General features: G+C 75.1%; 17 protein-coding genes. 10 read left to right on the top strand and 7 right to left on the bottom strand.

The window, feature by feature from the left end:
• Positions 1-8 precede the first annotated feature (8 nt).
• Both ACIA79_RS23150 and lnt read right to left on the bottom strand, forming a co-directional pair.
• On the bottom strand, positions 9-488 hold the full coding sequence (locus tag ACIA79_RS23150) for an NUDIX hydrolase (protein ID WP_399430238.1): 480 nt from the start codon (positions 486-488) through the stop codon (positions 9-11).
• Between the two features lie 10 nt (positions 489-498).
• The gene (lnt, locus tag ACIA79_RS23155; protein ID WP_399430239.1) at positions 499-2,121 is read right to left on the bottom strand and encodes an apolipoprotein N-acyltransferase; all 1,623 of its coding nucleotides are present in this window, start codon (positions 2,119-2,121) and stop codon (positions 499-501) included.
• A gap of 552 nt (positions 2,122-2,673) precedes the next feature.
• Here lnt and ACIA79_RS23160 point away from each other — a divergent pair.
• Positions 2,674-3,738, top strand: coding sequence for an O-antigen ligase family protein (locus tag ACIA79_RS23160; RefSeq protein WP_399430240.1), 1,065 nt, complete (start codon positions 2,674-2,676; stop codon positions 3,736-3,738).
• Between the two features lie 36 nt (positions 3,739-3,774).
• Here the strand turns inward: ACIA79_RS23160 and ACIA79_RS23165 are convergent, their stop codons facing one another.
• Both ACIA79_RS23165 and ACIA79_RS23170 read right to left on the bottom strand, forming a co-directional pair.
• Positions 3,775-4,332 (bottom strand): hypothetical protein, encoded by a 558-nt coding sequence (locus ACIA79_RS23165; protein ID WP_399430241.1) that lies wholly within the window; start codon positions 4,330-4,332, stop codon positions 3,775-3,777.
• A gap of 132 nt (positions 4,333-4,464) precedes the next feature.
• Positions 4,465-5,250, bottom strand: coding sequence for a glutamate racemase (locus ACIA79_RS23170; protein WP_399430242.1), 786 nt, complete (start codon positions 5,248-5,250; stop codon positions 4,465-4,467).
• 58 nt (positions 5,251-5,308) lie between these two features.
• Here ACIA79_RS23170 and ACIA79_RS23175 point away from each other — a divergent pair, with 58 nt between their 5' ends.
• Positions 5,309-6,700, top strand: coding sequence for a glycosyltransferase (locus ACIA79_RS23175; protein WP_399430243.1), 1,392 nt, complete (start codon positions 5,309-5,311; stop codon positions 6,698-6,700).
• Positions 6,701-6,712: 12 nt separating this feature from the next.
• On the opposite strand, the gene ACIA79_RS23180 is transcribed toward ACIA79_RS23175, so the two are convergent.
• Positions 6,713-8,113, bottom strand: a complete 1,401-nt coding sequence (locus ACIA79_RS23180; RefSeq protein ID WP_399430244.1) for a TerD family protein — start codon at positions 8,111-8,113, stop codon at positions 6,713-6,715.
• Between the two features lie 294 nt (positions 8,114-8,407).
• On the opposite strand from ACIA79_RS23180, the gene ACIA79_RS23185 reads away from it, so the two are divergent.
• From ACIA79_RS23185 to ACIA79_RS23200, 4 genes are all read left to right on the top strand, one after another.
• Positions 8,408-8,884, top strand: a complete 477-nt coding sequence (locus tag ACIA79_RS23185) for a DUF6643 family protein (protein ID WP_399430245.1) — start codon at positions 8,408-8,410, stop codon at positions 8,882-8,884.
• Between the two features lie 44 nt (positions 8,885-8,928).
• Complete coding sequence (locus ACIA79_RS23190; RefSeq protein ID WP_399430246.1) at positions 8,929-9,762, top strand: MOSC domain-containing protein; 834 nt, start codon at positions 8,929-8,931, stop codon at positions 9,760-9,762.
• 103 nt (positions 9,763-9,865) lie between these two features.
• Complete coding sequence (locus tag ACIA79_RS23195; RefSeq protein WP_399430247.1) at positions 9,866-10,462, top strand: hypothetical protein; 597 nt, start codon at positions 9,866-9,868, stop codon at positions 10,460-10,462.
• Between the two features lie 86 nt (positions 10,463-10,548).
• On the top strand, positions 10,549-12,987 hold the full coding sequence (locus tag ACIA79_RS23200) for a right-handed parallel beta-helix repeat-containing protein (protein ID WP_399430248.1): 2,439 nt from the start codon (positions 10,549-10,551) through the stop codon (positions 12,985-12,987).
• Positions 12,988-13,083: 96 nt separating this feature from the next.
• Here ACIA79_RS23200 and ACIA79_RS23205 read toward each other — a convergent pair whose 3' ends face one another.
• Positions 13,084-15,453: a hypothetical protein gene (locus tag ACIA79_RS23205; RefSeq protein ID WP_399430249.1), complete on the bottom strand. Its 2,370-nt coding sequence runs from the start codon at positions 15,451-15,453 to the stop codon at positions 13,084-13,086.
• A 227-nt stretch (positions 15,454-15,680) separates the two neighbouring features.
• Here ACIA79_RS23205 and ACIA79_RS23210 point away from each other — a divergent pair, with 227 nt between their 5' ends.
• Both ACIA79_RS23210 and ACIA79_RS23215 read left to right on the top strand, forming a co-directional pair.
• A complete protein-coding gene (locus tag ACIA79_RS23210; RefSeq protein ID WP_399430250.1) occupies positions 15,681-16,508 on the top strand; it encodes a DeoR/GlpR family DNA-binding transcription regulator in 828 nt (275 codons plus the stop codon).
• A gap of 10 nt (positions 16,509-16,518) precedes the next feature.
• Positions 16,519-16,986: an SRPBCC family protein gene (locus ACIA79_RS23215; protein ID WP_399430251.1), complete on the top strand. Its 468-nt coding sequence runs from the start codon at positions 16,519-16,521 to the stop codon at positions 16,984-16,986.
• Between the two features lie 226 nt (positions 16,987-17,212).
• Here ACIA79_RS23215 and ACIA79_RS23220 read toward each other — a convergent pair whose 3' ends face one another.
• The gene (locus ACIA79_RS23220; protein ID WP_399430252.1) at positions 17,213-18,346 is read right to left on the bottom strand and encodes a PLP-dependent cysteine synthase family protein; all 1,134 of its coding nucleotides are present in this window, start codon (positions 18,344-18,346) and stop codon (positions 17,213-17,215) included.
• 190 nt (positions 18,347-18,536) lie between these two features.
• Here ACIA79_RS23220 and ACIA79_RS23225 point away from each other — a divergent pair, with 190 nt between their 5' ends.
• Together ACIA79_RS23225 and ACIA79_RS23230 are read left to right on the top strand one after the other, a co-directional pair.
• Positions 18,537-18,863 (top strand): hypothetical protein, encoded by a 327-nt coding sequence (locus tag ACIA79_RS23225; protein WP_399430253.1) that lies wholly within the window; start codon positions 18,537-18,539, stop codon positions 18,861-18,863.
• 411 nt (positions 18,864-19,274) lie between these two features.
• The gene (locus ACIA79_RS23230; protein ID WP_399430254.1) at positions 19,275-19,814 is read left to right on the top strand and encodes an ATP-binding protein; all 540 of its coding nucleotides are present in this window, start codon (positions 19,275-19,277) and stop codon (positions 19,812-19,814) included.
• Positions 19,815-19,893 lie beyond the last annotated feature (79 nt).

The following is a 19,893-nucleotide window of genomic DNA, read 5'->3' on the forward strand; positions in this document are numbered from 1 at the left end:
ACTTCCGCTTATCGCGCAGTGGTGGCGAACCACGTGGGCTCGTCGGCCAGGGCCTGCTTGATCCGGAAGAGATCGCCTTCCCGCAGCGGCGGCAGCGCGTCGAGGGGGAACCAGCCGACGTCGAGCGACTCGTCGTCGTTGACACGCGCCTCCCCCGCGACGGCGCGGCAGCGGAATGTGGTGTCCATGTACTGGCACCGGTCGCCGTTGGGGTACGTCACCGGTTCCGGCAGCGCCTCGACCAGGACGACCCGCTCCACCACGCACTCGACGGCGGTCTCCTCGTACACCTCGCGCACGACGGCGAGCGCCGGCTGCTCCCCCGGCTCGGGAATGCCGGTGATGAGCGTCCACCGACCGTTGTCGGCCCGTCTGCCCAGCAGCACCTGCCCTTCGTCGTCGAAGACGACGGCGGAGACGCCCGGCAGGAAGAGCAGCTGGTGTCCGGCCGTGGCCCGGACGGCCCGGATGAAGTCAGGGATCGCCATGCCCACGACCTTAGGCGGAGACCTGCCCGGTCCGGGCGGCGCGCCGGCTGCGGAGCGCCCCGGCCGCGGCCCAGCCGAGCCCGGCCGCGGCGAGCGCCACCAGGGCGGCCTCCGGGAGGGTGCCCAGCCGGGTGGCCGGCGTCAGGGACGAGCGCAGCGGCACCTCGGCCACCAGGGCGTCCGGGGTGAACATGCGGGTCTCCTGGGCGACGGTGCCGTCCGGCCGGATGACCGCGCTGACACCGCTGGTCACCGGGACGACAACGGCGCGGCTGTGCTCGACCGCCCGTACGCGCGACATGGCGAGCTGCTGGTAGGTCATCTCGCTGCGCCCGAAGGTGGCGTTGTTGCTCGGTACGTCGATGAGCTGGGCGCCGTGCGTGACGGTGTCGCGCACGGCCCAGTCGAAGGCCGCCTCGTAACAGGTGGCGAGGCCGACCCGGGTGCCGGCGAGGTCGAAGACGCCCACCTCCCGGCCGGGCCCGAAGTCCCGGCTGACGCGGTCGACGTCACTGTTGAAGAGGCGCACGAAGGACCGCATCGGGATGTACTCGCCGAACGGCTGCACATGGCGCTTGTCGTACGTGTCGGCGGGGCCGCGCTGCGGGTCCCAGGCGATGAGCGTGTTGCGCAGCGGGCCCGTCTCGGGGGTGAGCACGGCGCCGATGACGGTGGGCGCGCCGATGGCGCCGACCGCGCGGTCGATCACGGCGCGTGCGTCGCCGTTGCGGTAGGGGTCGAGGTCGGAGGAGTTCTCCGGCCACAGCACGAAGTCCGGCCGGGCGACCTTGCCGGCGGCCACGTCGGCGGCGAGCTGCTCCGTGCGGCGCGCGTGGTTGTCGAGCACGGCGCGGCGCTGGGCGTTGAAGTCCAGCCCCAGCCGCGGCACGTTGCCCTGGATGGCGGCGACGGTGGCGGTGCCGTCCTCCGCCGTGTCCGACACGAGCGGCAGCGCGGCGAGGGCGGCGGTGACCGGCACGAAGACGGACAGCAGGGCCGTGGCGAGCGGGCCGCGCGGGACGGAGCGGGCCGCCCGGTACGCGCGCAGCGCGCGGACCGCCTCGTACAGGCCGAAGCCGCAGAGCGCGACCGCGAAACCGAGCACGGGCGTACCGCCGACCGCGGCCAGTGGGAGGAACATGCCGTCCGCCTGACCGAAGGCGATCTTCCCCCAGGGGAAGCCGCCGAAGGGGACGCGCGCGCGTGCCGCCTCGCCGAGGATCCACACGGCGGCGGCGAGGACGGGCCAGGCCGGCAGGCGCGACACCGCCGCGACACCGAGGCCGGCGACACCGATGAAGAGCGACTCCGCAGCGACGAGCGCGAGCCACGGCACCGCGCCGACCTCCTCGCCCGTCCAGACGAGCAGCGGGAGGAGGAAGCCCAGTCCGGCCAGGTAGCCGAGGCCGAAGCCGGCCCTGAGGCGGCGGCCGCGCAGGGTCGCGCCCAGCAGGGCGAAGGCGGGCAGGGCGAGCCACCAGAGCGGGCGGGGCGGGAAGCTGAGGTACAGCAGGACCCCGGACAGGACCGCCGCTCCCGGCCTCATCAGCCGTCGCAGGAGCCGTGCGCTCCGCCGGTGCTCGGCGGCGTCGGGCGGAGGTGCGTCGTCGACAGGGGTCACGGTGGCGCTCACGTGCGGAGTCTACGGCGGCGCCCGCGGCGGACGGGAGGGCGGTCCGACGCGCGGGCGGCACCGGGAGCGGGCAGGCGGCTCGGGCAGCGGGCGCGTGGCCCCGGAGGCGGGAGGCCCCCGCAGCGGGGCGGCGGGCGGCTCCGGCAGGCGGGCGGGAGGGGCGGCCCCGACGGCGCGCGGGCGGCTCCGGTAGGCGGGCGGGAGGGGCGGCCCCGACGGCGCGCGGGCGGCTCCGGCAGCCGGCGCGAGGTCCCGACGGCGCGCGGGCAGTCCCGGCGGCGCGTGGTCCCGGCGCCGCGCGAGAGAGGCGGTCCCGGCGCCGGGACGAAAGCGCCTCGGCGGCTGAAGATCGTTTCTGCACAGCCCCTCCACACTTCGGGCCGGCTGCCGCTACGGTGAGCGCCGGTCCTGTCCCACCAGGGACCCGTCAGTCGGGGGGTCGACGGGATGATCACTGCGCCGAAACCTGTGCCGGAGCCTGGGCCGGACTCCTGGGCGAGCTGCGGGGCGGACTCCGGGGCGAAGTCCGCGCCCGTATCCCTGCCGGAGCCCGTGCCCGCGTCCGTCGCGGAGCCTGCCGCCGAGCGCGGCCGGACGGCCGATGTCGTGGGCGCCGCGCTGCTGGCCGGCTGCGCGGTCTCGGCGCTGGTCAGCGCTGCCGGCCGGGACGCCCGCCCGGAGGGGGTGCTGCTCGCGGTGCTCGCCCTCGCGGCGGGGTACGCGTGCGGGCGGATCGCCGGGGCGCTGCTGCCGGTCGCGGCCGGGGCGGCCGCGGCCCTGGCGGTCCTGGGCCTGATGACCGCCGCGCGGACGGGGCTGTCCGGTCTGCCGGGTGCCACGGCCGTCGGCGGTCCGCTGCCCGGCGACGCCGGTGCGTACGCGGCGCTGGCCGCGCTGGCCTCGGGGGCCGCCTGCTGCGCGGCCGCGGCGGCCCGGCGCCCGCCGCTGCGCTCGGCGCTGCGGCTGGTGGCGCTCGGTGTGGCCGGCACGTCCCTCGCTCTGGGTTCGGTCGCCGGGTGCCTGGCGGGCGCGGCGGTGCTCCTCAGTTCCCTGGCCGCGGCACGGGTCCGGCGGCGGGGTCCCGTGCTGGCGGGCTTGGCGCTCTGCGTGGGGCTGGTGGTCTGCGGGTCGTGGGCGGTGGCCGAGGACGTCCTCGCGCCGGGGGCGGCCGGTCCCGTCGAGGGCACGCTGACCTCGTACCGGGTGCAGCTGTGGCGGGACGCGAGGGACGTCGTCCACCGGGAGCCGCTGCTGGGGGCGGGTCCGGGCCGGTTCGGCGAGCTGAGCACCACGGCCCGGCAGTCGCCGCGGTCCAGCGGCTCCAGCGGCTCCAGCGGCTCCAGCGGCTCCAGCGGCTCCAGCGGCAGGCCGCACTCGGCACCCCTCCAGCAGGCGGCCGAACAGGGCGTGGTGGGCATCGCCGTGATGAGCGGGGTGTGGGGCTGGCTGCTGTACGGCCTGTGGCGCTCGCCGAGACCGACGCCGGTGGTGCTGTCGGCCGCCGCGGCGCTCACCGCGCTCGCGGTACTGGCCGCCGTCGGCAACGCGCTGAGCTTCACTCCGGTGACGACGGCCGCCGGGCTGCTGGCCGGTTTCGCGACGGCGCGTTCCCGCTGACGGCCGACGGCGGGCCGGGCCGGCAGCCGCCCCCGGTCAGTCGCCGTGGTGACGGTGCCGGTGGAGGAGGCGGTGGCGGATGAAGTGGACCGCGCCCTCCGCGTTGTCGACCGTCACCGTGAAGCTGCGGCCGTCGCCCAGGGTGAGGACCAGGGCCTCGCCCCGGCGGACGACGACCGCCGTGCCCAGCTCGGGACGCCAGCGGTAGCCCCAGCCTCCCCACTGGCGCGGGGTGACGGACGGGGCGAACTCGGCGCCCACCACGTGCTCCAGCGGGATGCGGCGGCGCGGTACGCCCATGTGGCCGCAGCGCACTTCCAGGGCGTGGTGGTCGACCGTGATCTCGACATGGACGAAGGCGAGCGTGCCGAAGAGCACCAGCAGCCCCGCGGACACGCACCCGACCACCGCCATCAGCAGCGCCGGGACGCCCGAGGTCCACGGGGAGGCCACGGCCAGCTGGATGCCGAGGGCCACGCAGGCGGCTCCCGCGGCGGCGAGCAGCCACTGGACGCGGTTGGTCGCGCGGCCCGTCCAGGTCTCGTGCCCGGGGTGGGTGGGGGCCGGCTCGCCGCGGGGGTGGTGGTCCCTCATGCGTAGCAGCGTACTCACGTTCCGCTTCCGCGGCCCTTCGTGCCGGAGCCCGGCCGGCGCACCGCCGGGGCACGGCCAGGGCAGGGTGCCTGCGGCCTCGGGCAGGGCCGCGGAAGATCCGTCGGTCGGCTGTCAGCCGGTGGGTGCGACGGTGGCCAGCAGGCGGCCCTCCGCGTAGGTGAGCGCCGCGTCCGGGAGCCGGGAGGGGCGGCCGCTGAGCAGCACGGCGAGGGAGGTGCTGGGGGTGGCGGCCGGTGCGGGTGCGGCACCGATCCGGCGCAGCGCCTGGGCGGCCACGGCACCGGCGGAGCCGTGCAGCACGACGGGCGGCAGGCCGGCCGGCTGGACGGCGGCACGGATGCGCTCGGCGACGAGTTCGTAATGCGTGCAGCCCAGGACGACGGCCCTCACATCGTCCGGGGTGAGGGCGGCGGCCGCCGCGATCGCCCGGTCGACGGCGTCCTCGTCGGCGTGCTGCACGGCGTCGGCGAGACCCGGGCACGGCACCTCGGTGACGTCGACCGACCCGGCGAACTCCCGGATCAGGTTCCGCTGGTACGGGCTGCCGGTGGTGGCCGGGGTCGCCCAGATGGCCACGGGGCCGCCCCCGGCGGCCGCGGGCTTGATGGCGGGAACGGTGCCGACCACCGGAATCCCGGGCTCCAGCTCCGCGCGCAGCGCTGGCAGCGCGTGGACGGAGGCGGTGTTGCAGGCCACGATCAGCGCGTCGGGGCGGTGCGCGGCGGCGGCCCGGGCGGCGCCGAGGGCGTGCTCGGTGACGTACTCGGGCGTACGGGGTCCCCAGGGCATGCCGTCGGGGTCGGAGGAGAGCACCAGATCGGCGTCCGGCCGCAGCCGGCGCACCACGGCGGCCGCCGCCAGCAGGCCGATTCCGGAGTCCATGAGCGCGATCTTCACCCGGTCACCCTAGCCGACGGCCCTTGCGCTCCCGTCGTTGTGGGGCAGACTGCGACGAATGAGCACCATTGCGTGGATCGCGCTGGGGTCGCTGGTGGCGTGGGCCTGGCTGCTGCTCGGGCAGGGCTTCTTCTGGCGGACGGACCAGCGGCTGCCCCGCCGTGAGGACCCGGCCCGCTGGCCGTCCGTCGCCGTGGTGGTACCCGCGCGGGACGAGGCGGAGGTCCTGCCGGTGAGCCTGCCCTCGCTGCTGGCGCAGGACTACCCGGGGGCGGCGTGGATCGTGCTGGTCGACGACGGCAGCAAGGACGGGACGGGCGATCTCGCCCGCGCGCTGTCCGCGCGGTACGGGGGGCTGCCGCTGACGGTGGCCTCGCCCGGCCCGCCGGAGCCCGGGTGGACGGGGAAGCTGTGGGCCGTGCGCCACGGGATCGCGGTGGCATGCGGGCGGCCGGCGGCGGGCGCCCCGGAAGCCGCGCGCGGCCACGGAGCGGTGGGGCGCCCCGAGGCGGCCGGCGACTACGGAGCGGTGGGCAGCCCCGAGGCGGCGGGCGGCGGGCCGGACGCGGTGGGCGGCCACGGAGCGGAAGGGCGCTCGGAGGCGGCCGGCGACTACGGAGCGGAGGGGCGCCCCGAGGCGGCGGGCGGCGGGCCGGACGCGGTGGGCGGGCCCGAATACCTTCTCCTGACCGACGCGGACATCGCCCATGAGCCCGACAGCCTCCGGGAGCTCGTCGCCGCGGCCACGAGCAACCGCCTCGACCTGGTCTCGCAGATGGCACGGCTGCGGGTGGCCGGCGGCTGGGAGCGGCTGGTGGTGCCGGCCTTCGTGTACTTCTTCGCGAAGCTGTATCCGTTCCGGTGGACCAACGAGCACGGCGCGCGGACGGCCGCCGCGGCGGGGGGCTGCATGCTGCTGCGCACGGAGATGGCGGACCGGGCGCGCCTGCCCGAGTCGATCCGGCAGGCGGTGATCGACGACGTGTCCCTGGCCCGGGCGGTGCGGCGGGCCGGCGGGCGGCTCTGGCTGGGCCTCGCCGAGCGGCTGGACAGTGTGCGCCCGTACCCGCGGCTGGCCGATCTGTGGGGGATGGTGTCCCGCACCGCGTACGCGCAGCTCCGCCACAACCCGCTGATCCTGGTGGGCACGGTGGGCGGGCTGCTGCTGGTGTACGTGGCACCGCCCGCCGCGCTGTGCGCGGGCGTGTTCGGGGGCGACGCGGCGGCGGGTGCGCTGGGCGGCGCGGCGTGGGCGGTCATGACGGGGACGTACATCCCGATGCTCCGCTATTACCGCCAGTCGCTGTGGACGGCGCTCCTGCTGCCGGTGACGGCGGCGCTCTACCTGGGCATGACGGTCGATTCCGCGGTGCAGCACCACCGGGGGCGCGGGGCCGCCTGGAAGGGCCGTACGTATCCGCGCCCGCAGGCGGTGCCGGAACGCCGGTAAGGGGCGCCCCGGTCAGTCCTTCCGGGCGGGGGTCCAGGTGAGGCCCCAGCCGTAGGTGGTGTCGACGGTCTCCTGGTGGGTGATGCCGGGCTGCGGGAGCAGGTAGCGGGCCTCCCGGCGGACGACGAGGTCGCCGTTGTCCTGCGTGATGAGGGCGAGTGCGCAGACGCGGGAGTTGACGGTGCAGGCGTCGAGGGAGAAGTCGACGGGGGCGCCGTGCTGCGGGTACAGGGTGACCGTCGCGTTCAGGCCGGCGAAGCTGGTGGCCCCGTCGTAGACGGTGACGAAGATGAGGATGCGGCGGAACCGGTCCTTGTGGTCGAGGTTGATGGTGAGGTTCTCGCCGGTGGCGACGGCTCCGGTGCGGTCATCGCCGTCGAGGTGGATGTACGGCGGCCGGTGCAGGGAGCCGAAGGAGTTGCCGAGCGCCTGGACGACGCCTTTGCTGCCGTCGGTGAGTTCGTACAGGGCTCCCAGGTCGAGGTCCACGTCGCCGGTGGCGAGCTTGGCGAACCAGCCCCGGCCCGAACCGGCGGAGCGGGCGGTCCAGTCGAGGTTGACGCGCATGGCGCCCGAGGTGCCGCCCTGCTTGGTGAGCGAGACGGAGGGGGCGCTCTTGGTGAGCGTCACCTTGGTCAGCGCGACCTTGCGGGCGGCGGGCGCCGGTCCGCCGGGTGCCGGACGCCCGGGTGCCTCGGTCCGCCGGTCGGCGGGCCCGTCCCGCCGCGCCGCGGGCGGAGGCGTGGTCGCGCGGCTCCGGGGCGCGGGCACCGACGGCCGGGACTCCGGGGCGGACGGCCGGGATGCGGGCATGGGGTTCCGGGCGGCGGGCGGGCGCGGCGCGGAGGGCGGAGAGGCGGACGGAGGGTGCGCCGGTGCCAGGTGCTGCGGCTCGTCGACGGTGATGCCGAAGTCCGTTGCCAGGCCGGCCAGTCCGCTGCCGTACCCCTGCCCGACCGCACGGAACTTCCACGCCCCCTGCCGCCGGTACAGCTCGCCCAGGATGAACGCCGTCTCCACGGTGGCGTCCTGGCTGTCGTACCGCGCCACCTCCGTACCGCCGGCCGCGTCCAGCACCCGTATGGACAGCCCCGGCACCCGTCCGAAGGGTCCGCCGTCCGCCGAGGCGGCGAGGACGAGCCTGTCCACCGCGGGCTCCACGCGAGCGAGGTCGACGGTGAGGGTGTCGGTCACCGCCGCGCCGGAGGTGCGCTTGCCTTCGTGGCGCACCGCGCCGGAGGCGTGCGCGGGCTGGTTGTAGAAGACGAAGTCCGCGTCGGAGCGCACCCGGCCCGCCACGAGCAGCAGAGCCGACGCGTCGACGTCCGGCACACCGGGGCCGGAACGCCAGCCCAATTCGACGCGGAGACTGCGCGTCGGCACGACGACATTGGCTCCTTTAATCATGGACATGACTACCCCTTCGCCGGTCCGACGCCTGGCGATTTATGTACCCGCCAACGTAATCGAGGAGACGCGGCCCTGTCCGCGGAAGCGACGGGAAGGCCCCCGGAGGCGGGAAGGGGGCCCATCCCGGGGGCCGTGCGCCCGACTGCCGGTAACCCCTCCTCAGCATGGGCTTTACCAGAAGGGGCGCCCCTTTTTGCCACCTTCGGTCACATTGGGGATCGGTCGCCTCTCCGTACACGTAAATCAACCCTCTTACCGGACTCCCCAAAAGCAGATCGTGGGCTTAACTTATGTGCCATGACCTCCCCCCGCTCCTACGGCGGCGCTTACTACGGCGCGCCGTCGTTCCCGGACACCCCGATCTACGACTCCCTCGTCGCGGAGCGGGGCACGCCTCAGATCGCCCCGATCCGAGTGCCTGCCGCGTACGACACCGGCAACAGCTACCTGCCGGCGCTGCCCGCGGCGCTCCCCGCCCTCCCGGCGGCCCCCTCCCAGCCCATCCCGTCCTACGGCGGCTCCTACGGCTACCCCCAGCCGGCCCAGATGCAGGCGCCGCAGCCCGCTCCGCTGCACCAGGCGCCCGCTCCCTACATCCCCCAGCAGGCGACGGCGCCGCGCGGCTACGCCGGCCCGCAGCCCCCGCAGTACCCGCGGCCGGTCGCCACGGGGTACGAGGCGATGCGCCCGGCGGCGCCGCGTCCCGCACCGGCGCCCGCGCCGGCCCCGTACGACGACCCGTACAACCGCCCGTACCAGGGCGGCGGATACTGACCGTACGGGCACCCGTGCCGGGGAGCGGCTGGCAGGATGAGGCCATGCCGACTGCAGAACTGAGCTCCCTGCACATCCATCCGGTCAAGTCGCTCGGCGGGTTCGCACCCGCCGAGGCGGTGGTCGAGCCGTGGGGGCTCGCCGGGGACCGCCGCTGGATGCTGATCGACGCCTCGGCGAAGACGGTCACCCAACGCCAGCACGCCCGGATGGCGTTGGCCTCCGCCGCGCTCGGGGAGGGCGGCGGGGTCACCGTCTCCGCGCCCGGGCGCGAGCCGCTGTCGGTGGCGGTGCCCTCCGGGGCCACCGGCACGGTCGTGACCGAGATCTTCGGGACGAAGGTGGAGGCCGTACCGGCCGGGGCCGCCGCCGACGCGTGGTTCAGCGCCTACCTCGGCGAGGACGTGCGGCTGGTGCACCTGGACGACCCTGCGCGCCGCCGCCCCATCGACCCCGACTACGCGCGGCCCGGCGAGACGGTCAGCTTCGCCGACGGCTTCCCGCTCCTGGTCACCACCACGGCCTCGCTGGACGCGCTGAACTCCCTCGTGGCCCAGGGCGACCACCCCGACGAGGGGCCGCTGCCCATGGAGCGCTTCCGCCCGACCGTCGTGGTCGACGGCACCGCGCCGTGGGACGAGGACCGCTGGGCGCGGATAGCGATCGGCGAGGTCACCTTCCGGGTCGCCAAGCCGTGCGGCCGCTGCGTCATCACCACCACCGACCAGAGCACCGCCCGGCGCGGCAAGGAGCCGCTGCGCACGCTCGCCCGGCACCGCCTCATCGACCGGCGGATGGTCTTCGGCCAGAACCTGGTGCCGGAGGGCACCGGCACCCTGCGCACCGGGGACCCGGTCGAGATCCTGGAGTACCGGTAGGGCGGGAGCGCCGGCGCATGGTGCGTACGGCGGAGGGAACCCGGAGGGTCCGTACGCGCGTTGACGGACACGGAAGGGGGTGCCGAATTCCGTGCATGCGGTCATGGGGCTCTGGCGCTGGCGGCACAACGCCCTGTGCCGGACCACCGATCTCGCCGAGGCGTGGGTGGCGTTCGCCGCCCTGGTACTGATCTGTCTGGTGGCCCCCGCCGCGGGCTGGCTCTCCGGCGCGGCGACCCTCGCGTCCCTCCAGGAGACGGCACGGCTGCAGCAGGCGCACCGCCATCCGGTCACCGCGGAGGTGCTGGGCCCCGCGCGGGGCGGCGACGGCGGGGCGCGGGAACCGGGGGCCTCGGCGGACCACCGGATACGCACGCCGGTACGGGCGGGCTGGACGGCGCCGGACGGCACCCTGCGGACCGGGACGGTCACCGTCGCGCGGCAGAGCGCGCAGCCGGGCGCCACGGTACGCATCTGGACGGACGGCCGGGGCCGCCCGGTGAACCCCCCGATGAACACGGCCACGGCCCGCGAGCACGCCGTGCTGGCCGGCGCCGGTGTCGCCGTCGCGTCGGCGGCGCTGGTCGAGGGCGTGCGGCGGTCGGTCGTACGGCAGCTGACACAACGGCGGTACGCGCGCCTGGACCGCGAGTGGGCCCGGACCGGTCCGGACTGGGGCAGGACGGGCGCGGGCAGCTGACCGGTCAACCGGCCCTCGCCGCGCGCGCTACGGTGGTGCGACCGTTTCGGGGAGCGACACGACGAGGTGGGGGGCTCAGCAGCACCATGGCACAGGGCACGGTCCAGGTGACGCACACCGGCACATCGCGGTGGCGGCGCCGCACGGGCGAGTACGCCTCTCTCGCCGCGGCCCTGGAGGCCGCCGGCGACGGCGACGTCCTGACCATCGCCCCCGGTACGTACCGGGAGAACCTGGTGCTGCGGCGGGCGGTCACCCTGCGCGGTGCGGACGGCGCGGCCGGTGCCGTACGGATCGCCCCGGCCGACGGCGTACCGCTGACCGTGCGCGCCTCGGCCACCGTGCAGGACCTGCACGTGGAGGGCCAGGACACCGCGGCGCCCGCACTGCTGGTGGAGGACGGCACCCCGGAACTGCTGGACCTGCGGATCGTGACCCGCTCGGCGTCCGGACTGGAGGTGCGCGGCGCGGCGCGGCCCACCGTACGGCGCTGCACCGTCGACAATCCGGCGGGTGTCGGGATCGGTGTACTGGACGGCGCGGGCGGTGTGTTCGAGGAGTGCGAGGTGGTCTCCGCCGGGCAGTCGGGCGTCACCGTGCGCGGCGGCGCGCACCCGCGGCTGGAGCGGTGCCGCGTCCACCACACCGGCGGCGCGGGCCTGTCCGTGACCGGCGAGGGCAGCGGCCTGGAGGCGATCGGCTGCGAGGTGTACGAGACCAAGGGCAGCGGTGTCCAGGTCAGTTCGCGGGCCGCCGCCCACCTGACGGACTCGCAGGTGCACCGCACGTCCGCCGACGGCATCACCCTCGACACGGACGCGGTGCTCACGCTCTCCGACTGCGACATCCACGACGTCCCGGAGAACGCCGTCGACCTGCGGTCGCGTGCCGTCCTGACGCTGACGCGCTCGACGGTGCGGCGCTTCGGGCGCAACGGCCTGTCGGTGTGGGACCCCGGCACCCGGGTGGACGCCAACCAGTGCGAGATCCACGACAGCACCGGTGACTACCCGGCGGTGTGGGTCTCCGACGGCGCGACGGCCGTCCTGGAGGCGTGCCGGGTGCACGACGTCCCCGATGCGCTGTTCGTGCTCGACCGCGGCTCGCGCGTGGACGTCGTCGACAGCGATCTGGCCCAGGTGCGCAACACGGCCGTGTCGGTCAGCGACGGTGCCACCGCGCAGCTGGACGACTGCCGCATCAGGGAGGCGTCGACCGGCGCCTGGTTCCGGGACCACGGCAGCGGCGGCACGCTCAACGGCTGCACCATGGACGCCGTGCAGACCGGCGTCATCGTCACCAAGGGCGCCGATCCGTCCGTGGAGCGGTGCACCGTCATCTCGCCCGCCGAGGCCGGGTTCTACGTCTCCGCGGAGGGCCGCGGCACGTTCCACGGCTGCCGGGTGACGGGCAGCGGCGGGTACGGCTTCCACGTCATGGACGGCTGCCGTACGACGCTGAGGCGGTGCCGCACCGAGCGGTGCGCGCGCGGCGGGTACGAGTTCGGCGAGGACCGTCCCGTGATGGAGGACTGCACCAGCGACGAGAGCGGGCTCACCGCCGCGCCCGCGGACGCCGTCCCGGCCGCGGCCCCCGCGGGCGTCATGACGGCGACGCAACCGGCCGGCGGGCTGCTGTCCGGCGGGCTGCTGGGGGCCGTCCCCGCGCAGGCACCTGCCGCGGCGGCCGGGCCGGTGCCCGCCGACGCCCCGGTGCGCGGCTCGCAGGAGGTCCTGGGCGAACTGGACGCCCTGGTGGGCCTCGACAGCGTCAAGCGGGAGGTCCGCACCCTCACCAACATGATCGAGGTCGGCCGCAAGCGCCAGGAGGCCGGGCTCAAGGCCGCGTCCGTACGCCGCCACCTGGTCTTCACCGGCTCCCCCGGCACCGGCAAGACGACCGTCGCCCGGCTGTACGGCGAGATCCTCGCCTCCCTCGGGGTGCTGGAGCGGGGTCATCTCGTCGAGGTGTCCCGGGTGGACCTGGTCGGCGAGCACATCGGATCCACCGCCATCCGCACCCAGGAGGCGTTCGACCGGGCACGCGGCGGGGTGCTGTTCATCGACGAGGCGTACGCGCTGGCCCCCGAGGACTCCGGGCGGGACTTCGGGCGCGAGGCGATCGACACGCTGGTGAAGCTGATGGAGGACCACCGGGACGCGGTGGTGGTGATCGTCGCCGGCTACACCGCGGAGATGGAACGGTTCCTGACCGTCAACCCCGGTGTGGCCTCCCGCTTCTCACGGACCATCGCCTTCCCCGACTACGCGCCGGCCGAGCTGGTGCGGATCGTCGAGCAGCAGGCCGAGGAGCACGAGTACCGGCTCGGCGCGGGAACGGGCGAGGCACTGCTGAAGTACTTCACGGAGCTGCCCAAGGGGCCCGCCTTCGGCAACGGCCGGACCGCGCGGCAGACGTTCGAGTCCATGGTGGAGCGGCACGCGGGCCGGGTCGCGGAGCTCACCGAGGTGAGCACCGACGACCTGAGCCTGCTCTTTCCGGAGGACCTGCCCGAGCTGCCGTAGGGTCCCGGCCTGCTGTGAGGTGCCGGGCTGCCGTAGGGGCCCTGGCTGCCGTGGGTGTCCCGGGCCGCCGTGCGGTCCCTGGCTGCCGGGGCGTTCTCAGCCGCCGTGGGGTTTTGGGCTGCCGTGGGGTTCCGTCTCCGCGCGCTGCTGCGGGAGCGGCAGCGGCAGTGCGGGCGGCAGCCGGTCGAGCAGGACCGCGCGCTCCTTGGCGAACACCGGGTCGGCCTGGTAGTCGGAGTGGCCCAGGACCGGCTCGGGCAGCGGGTGTTCGTGGGTGCGGCCGTACACCACCGGGTCCCGCAGCGCCCTGTGGTCGACCTCCGGCTTGTCCCCCTCCGCGGGCAGGTTCACCGGGCCGCCGATCGGGTCGGTCCGGCGCCACAGGTTGCGCCAGCAGTGCAGATCCCGGTGGAGGGCGCCCAGGGGCCCGGGGCCGAAGTAGGCGGGGAACCACCGGCCGTACAGCCGCTCCAGGGGCGATCCGTACGTGAGCAGGGCGACGCGGCAGCGGGTGGCGGCGGGGAGCTGCCAGACGGCGGCCGCGGCGAGCACGCTGCCCTGCGAGTGGCCGGAGATGACCAGGCGGCCGCCGGTGCGGCCCGTCCAGGACGACATCCGCCAGGCCAGGTCCGGCACGGCGCGCTCGGCGTAGCAGGGCGGCGCGAACGGGTGGGCGGCGCGCGGCCAGAACGTGCCGACGTCCCACAGGATGCCGATGGTGCGCCGGGCGGAGGCGTCCTTGTAGGCACGCCGGCCCCAGGTGACGAACAGTATGAAGCCGAATCCGACGAGCCAGGAGCCGAGGGCCTGCGCGGACTCGGCCACGCCCTCGACGAGCGGGTGCGTCCCGGCGAACGCCTTGCCGGGCACGGTGCCGCTCGCCCGGGAGCCGACGACGGCGAGCGCGCCCAGCAGCAGCGTGGCCCCGGAGACGAGGCCGACGAGGCCGGGGGCGGCGTCGGTGAGCGCGGCCCGCGCCCGGACGGCGGCGATGCGGCGGCTGCGGACGGGGTCGGGCCGCTCGCCGTCGTACTCGGCCTCCACGACGGGGACGAGACGGCGTGCGGTGAGCGCGGTGCGCAGGGCGAGGAGCAGCACCGGGACGAGCAGCAGGAGCAGCAGGACGGGGATCACGGACGCCTGCCAGCTCAGCAGCACGGGCGGGCCGACGATGGGGCCCTGTCCGGTGCCGGGCGTGGCGGGTCCGTCGAGCCAGTCGGCGACGCGCTGGGCGATCCCGCCGGTCATCACGCCGCCGAGCGCGCAGGCGAGCATGGCGACGGCCGGGCCGCCGAGCCCGTGGAGGACGGTGCGGGTGTGCGGCGCGCGGCGGTGCAGGCGCAGGGCGACGGCGGCGAGGGCCACCACGAGGAGGCCCTGGGCGAGGACGATGAAACTGAAGGCGGTGTCGCCGGGGAGGGTGCCGGTGGAGCGCCAGCCGGGGCGGGACCAGCCGGCGTACAGCAGGGTGAGGGCGAGGAGCGCGAGGGACACGCCGGGCAGCCAGGCGACCAGGACGCCGTCGAGGCGGTGGTCGAGCCGCCGCTCACTGCGGCCGCGGCGGCACACCACCGCGACCACGACCACCGCGCCGAGCAGCAGGGCCCCTTCGAGGGCCCAGCCGAGGGCCTCGCGGGTGGTGCTCGCGGCGCCGCGGTCGTGGCGCGCCGCGGCGGCACCGACGGCGGCGGCGACCGTGAGGAACCCGGCGGCGGTGTGCGCGGCGCGCAGCCGGGCGACGAGCCGGCGGCCGTACCAGAAGCCGGGGCGGCCGAGGGCGGGGCGCGGCCGGCGGCCCGGGGTGCCGTCGCCGTCCTGTTCGCCGCGGGGCGGGCGCTGGGCCTCGTACGCGCTCCAGGTGCGGTGGGACAGGTACCACAGCAGCCCGACGAGCGCGGCGGGCAGCAGCGCGGCGAGCGCGAGGCGGCGGCCCGGCTGCGACCACCAGCCGCCCTGGGACACGGACAGGAAGCCCAGCCAGGAGCGCTCGTCGGCGCAGCGTGCGGATCCGGCGCACTGCCAGGCCGCCAGGTCCAGCGCGACCTCGCAGGCGGCGGCGGTGAGCAGTACGGTGAGGCTGAGTGCGACCAGGCGGACGAGCACGCCGTAGAGCCGGACCGCGGTGGATTGCCCCTCGGCCGGGGGACGCATCCAGTGCGCCAGGTTGACGACCATGAACGGCAGGAGCAGCAGCCACAGGGCGCGCGATCCGTTGCCGGAGGTCAGGTTGCACCAGCAGTACGCCTCCTGGACCGGTCCGTGGCGGAACCGCTCCGGTTCGTTCTCGGCGTCCCGGTCGGCGGTGCGCCGGTGGATGGCGGCGGTCTCGTCACCGGTGACGCGGACGGTGCGGGGGTCGTCGAGCATCTCCGCAGGGGTGGTTCCGCCGACGCCGTGGACGAGGAGTTCGAGCGCGGCACCGGGGGCCGGTCCGGCGGGCTCCGTCTCCGTGGTGGCAGGGGGCACTTCAGTGGCTCGCTCTCTGCGGGACGAGGAGGGATGGCGGTGCGGGGTGGCGATGCGGGGGATGGGGGTGTGCGGGATGGTGGCGGTGCGCCCCACCAGGATCGTCCATCGGGGCCACGCCGCGCAGGCCCCTCGCGCAACCTCCCCGCCGTCCCGGGCGGAGCGGCCCGTGGCAGGATGAGGGGCCTTGCCAGCCTGTCGACGACCTGGAAGGACCGGCCCCTGCGGTGAGCGACCACCAGAATCTCCTCGCGGAGCAGCGGCGCGCCTTGATCCTGGACGAGGTGAGGCGGCGCGGCGGGGTGCGGGTGAACGAACTCACCCGCCGGCTGAACGTGTCCGACATGACCGTACGCCGGGATCTGGACGCGCTGGCGCGCCAGGGCGTGGTCGCCAAGGTGCACGGCGGTGCGGTGCCGGTGACGGAGGCGAGCACGCACGAGCCGGGCTTCGAGGCGAAGTCCTCGCTGGAGCAGAGCGCGAAGGAGGACATCGCGCGGGCGGCGGCCGCGATGGTGGGGCCGGGCAGCGCGGTGGCCCTGTCGGGCGGTACGACCACGTACGTCCTCGCGCAGCACCTGCTGGACGTGCCGGACCTGACGGTGGTGACCAACTCGGTGCGGGTGGCCGACGTGTTCCACGCGGCGCAGCACACCGCGCCGGGCGGCGCCCCGCGGCCGGGTGCGGCGACGGTGGTCCTCACCGGCGGGGTGCGTACGCCGTCGGACGCGCTGGTCGGCGCGGTGGCGGACCAGGCGATCCGCTCGCTCCACTTCGACGTGCTGTTCCTCGGCGTGCACGGCGTCTCGGTGGAGGCGGGGCTGTCCACGCCGAACCTCGCGGAGGCCGAGACCAACCGGCATCTGGTCCGCTCCGCGCGGCGTGTCGTGGTGGTCGCGGACCACACCAAGTGGGGCACGGTCGGGCTGAGTTCCTTCGCCCGGCTGGACGAGGTCGACCACCTGGTGACCGACCCGGGGCTCTCGCCCCGGGCGCGCGCCGAGATGGCGGAGCACCTGCCGGGGCTGATCGTGGCGGGCGAGGACGAGGCGTAAGGACGTTGCCATGGGTGTGTTCCGGGTCGAGCGGGAGACGCCGGCGGGCGTCGCGGAGGCGTGGCGACGGGTGACGGACTGGCGGGCGCACGCGCGGCTCGTGCCGTTGACGCGGGTCACGGCGGCGACGGCCGGGGAGACCCGCCCCGGGAGCCGCTTCACCGCGCGGACGGGGGTGGGGCGGTTCGGGTTCGACGACCCGATGGAGGTCGTGCGCTGGGAACCGCCGGAGCCCGGCCGGGCGGTGGGCCGCTGCCGGCTGGAGAAGCGCGGCCGCGTGGTCACCGGGTGGGCCGAGATCGCCGTCCGGGAGACGGCGGCGGGCGGGACGCGGGTGACGTGGACGGAGGACGTGCGGCTGCGCGGGCTGCCGCGGGCGGGCGACGCGCTGCTCGCACGGGCCGGGCGAGTGGTCTTCGGTCGGGCGCTGACCGGTCTGCTCCGTGGGCGTACGGGGAGCGGCGGGGCGGCCACCTGACGGGGCGGCGGCTGCGGCGGCCGGCGGCGCGCGCGACGGCACGCCGGGCCACGGCACGCGAGTTGCGCGTGGCGGACGCCGGCCGGCGGGCAACCGCGCCTGGGCTGCGGCGAGCGGGCAACGGCTCGGCGGGCCGGCGACGGCGACACGCGGCCGCGGCTCGCGCACAGGCCGGCCCGGTCGGCGGTCGTGGCGTCAGGTGGGCGGGCCGGCGCGGGGCGGGAGGTCAGTCGGGCCAGACGCCGGTGCGCAGGAACTCGTCGATGGTGGCGCTGTACGGGGCGATGTCCAGGCCCTGTCCGGCCAGCCAGTCGTCGGAGTAGTACTTGTCCAGATAGCGCTCGCCGGGGTCGCAGATCAGCGTGACGACGCTGCCGGTGCGGCCCTGTGCCACCATCTCGGCGACGATCTTCAGCGCGCTCCACAGGCCCGTGCCCGTGGAACCGCCGGCCTTGCGGCCGATGGCGTCCTCCAGCGCGCGTACGGCGGCGACGCTCGCCGCGTCGGGCACCTTCATCATGCGGTCGATGGCGCCGGGCACGAAGCTCGGCTCCATCCGGGGCCGGCCGATGCCCTCGATCCGGGAGCCGCAGTCGCTGGAGGCCAGCGCGTTGCCGGTGGTCCACCCCTCGAAGAAACAGGAGTTCTCCGGGTCCGGGACGCAGATGCGGGTGTCGAACTGCATGTAGTGCACGTAGCGGGCGATGGTCGCCGATGTGCCGCCCGTGCCGGCGGTGGCGACGATCCAGGCAGGCTCCGGATAGCGTTCCAGGCGCAGTTGCTGGTAGATGGACTCGGCGATGTTGTTGTTGCCGCGCCAGTCGGTGGCGCGCTCCGCGTACGTGAACTGGTCCATGTAGTGGCCGCCGGTCTGCGCGGCGAGCGCCGCGGCCTCCTCGTACATCTTGCGCGAGTCGTCGACGAAGTGGCACCGGCCGCCCTGGAATTCGATGAGGCGGATCTTCTCGGCGCTGGTGGTGCGCGGCATGACGGCGATGAACGGCACGCCGACGAGCCTCGCGAAGTACGCCTCGGAGACGGCGGTCGAGCCGCTGGAGGCCTCGATGACGGGCTTGTCGGGGCGGATCCATCCGTTGCACAGGCCGTAGAGGAACAGCGAGCGCGCCAGGCGGTGCTTGAGGCTGCCGGTGGGGTGGGTGGACTCGTCCTTCAGGTAGAGGTCGATGCCCCACTGCTCGGGCAGCGGGAAGTGCAGGAGGTGCGTGTCGGCGGACCGGTTGGCGTCGGCCTGGACCTTGCGTACGGCGTCCTTCAGCCAGGACCGGTACGCGGGGTCGCTGCGGTCCACGTCGATGGTCCCGGCCGCCCCGGCCGGCTCAGCTTGCTCAACGGTGCTCACGCGCGCCACTCCTCGGTTTCCGCCACTGCCGCCCCTTCCTCGAACATACCCTCCCCACCTGCGCAAACGATGACTTTGATGCCCTATAGGGCGGGCTTGGGGACCGTGCTCCCTACGCGCCCTGGTGTACAGGCGGGTCGTTGTGCAGACTGACCGGACCGGCAAGCTGCGCGAAGGGGGCGGCAGAGTCATGGCTGAGCCTGATTTCAGCGCCACGGGCGTACGGATCGAGCGGTGGCCGCGTTCGCTGACGACGGCGGGCGAGGTCCTGATCAAGGACGGCAAGCTGGCGCTGCTGACCAGTTACGGGCGGGTGATCGACAGTGCGCCGGTGCGCGCCGTCCGGGCGGGCAGGCCGTGGTTCGCGGGCCGGGACGGAACCACGGTGGCCATGCTCAACGGCCACCGGTACCGGCTCACCATGGGGCAGCGCAGCCGCAGGCCGGACGGCACCGCGACAGCGCTCGCCGGGCGTTTCCTGGAGGCGGTCCGCAGGGCCGGCACCGGCCGGGGCTGACGCGGCCGGACGGGCGGCCCGGCGTCGGGGGCCCGGGGGACGGCCGAGCACGGCGCAGCACGACGAGTGCGATGAGCTCGACGAGTGCGATGAGTGCGAGCGGCATGTGCGACGAGTGCGAGCGACGTGTGCGAGCGACGTGTGCGACGTGTGCGACGAAAACGACAAGCGCGATGGCGAGCGGGACCGGCGCGGGAGCCGGATCCCGTGCGGCGGGCGCGACGGCAGGGGCCGAGGTGCAGTCAGTGGCCGCGAGTTGCGCGGCGGTCACCCTTGGGCCACGCTGGTTTGACATCACTACTCAGGGTGCACCGGCGGTGACGCTGCGATCCAGCCCGCCGGATCAACAGCCAGCCATCAACTGGATCCGATCTCCGTCTTCTTCCGGACCTATTTCGGGGAGTCGCAGCCGTGATCAGCCAGGCAAGCAGGCAGTGCACGGTAGAGCTCCAAGCCCTGCCGTCGCGGATCGGTCAGGTCCGCAGAATCGTGTCGGCGCAATTGCGCTACTGGAACCTCGACAGTCTGATCGAGAAAGCCGCACTCGGTGTCACCGAGCTGCTGACCAACGTTCACCAGCACGCCGAGCCGGACAAGGTCTGCACCGTCGAGCTCGAACTGCTCCTCGACCGGCTGACGGTCTCGGTCCACGACCACGACCCCCGCCTCCCGGTACCCAAGGCCAACCCCTCGGACGCGCTCGCGACGTCGGGGCGCGGACTGGCGTTGATAGAGGCGTTCAGCGAGAGCTGGGGCGCCCGCCCGCAGGGCGATGCGGGGAAGGTCGTGTGGTTCACCCTCCCGGCGCCTTCGGCCACGCCGATCGCGATCCCCGCACTCCCCGTGTACGGAGCCGCCACCAGCGGTCCGTTCACGGAGCCGGTGCCTTTCGAGCCGGTCGACACCGTCCTCGAGCGGCCCGCGGTCGCCCGGTCCGCGGTGCCGGGCTGACCCGGCGACGGTACGGGCGGCGCGGTACGCGGGACGCGGTACCGAGTCCGAGTGCGCGCGGTACGCGGTACCGGGTGCG

Origin of the sequence: Streptomyces sp. NPDC051310 (genome assembly GCF_044455245.1) — a bacterium.
GTDB lineage: Bacteria > Actinomycetota > Actinomycetes > Streptomycetales > Streptomycetaceae > Streptomyces.

Coding starts and splice junctions, on each gene's coding strand:
- ACIA79_RS23150 (WP_399430238.1), bottom strand. CDS start 488: ATGGCGATCCCTGACTTCATCCGGGCCGTCCGGGCCACGGCCGGACAC.
- ACIA79_RS23165 (WP_399430241.1), bottom strand. CDS start 4,332: ATGAGGGACCACCACCCCCGCGGCGAGCCGGCCCCCACCCACCCCGGG.
- ACIA79_RS23175 (WP_399430243.1), top strand. CDS start 5,309: ATGAGCACCATTGCGTGGATCGCGCTGGGGTCGCTGGTGGCGTGGGCC.
- ACIA79_RS23180 (WP_399430244.1), bottom strand. CDS start 8,113: ATGTCCATGATTAAAGGAGCCAATGTCGTCGTGCCGACGCGCAGTCTC.
- ACIA79_RS23185 (WP_399430245.1), top strand. CDS start 8,408: ATGACCTCCCCCCGCTCCTACGGCGGCGCTTACTACGGCGCGCCGTCG.
- ACIA79_RS23190 (WP_399430246.1), top strand. CDS start 8,929: ATGCCGACTGCAGAACTGAGCTCCCTGCACATCCATCCGGTCAAGTCG.
- ACIA79_RS23195 (WP_399430247.1), top strand. CDS start 9,866: ATGGGGCTCTGGCGCTGGCGGCACAACGCCCTGTGCCGGACCACCGAT.
- ACIA79_RS23200 (WP_399430248.1), top strand. CDS start 10,549: ATGGCACAGGGCACGGTCCAGGTGACGCACACCGGCACATCGCGGTGG.
- ACIA79_RS23215 (WP_399430251.1), top strand. CDS start 16,519: ATGGGTGTGTTCCGGGTCGAGCGGGAGACGCCGGCGGGCGTCGCGGAG.
- ACIA79_RS23225 (WP_399430253.1), top strand. CDS start 18,537: ATGGCTGAGCCTGATTTCAGCGCCACGGGCGTACGGATCGAGCGGTGG.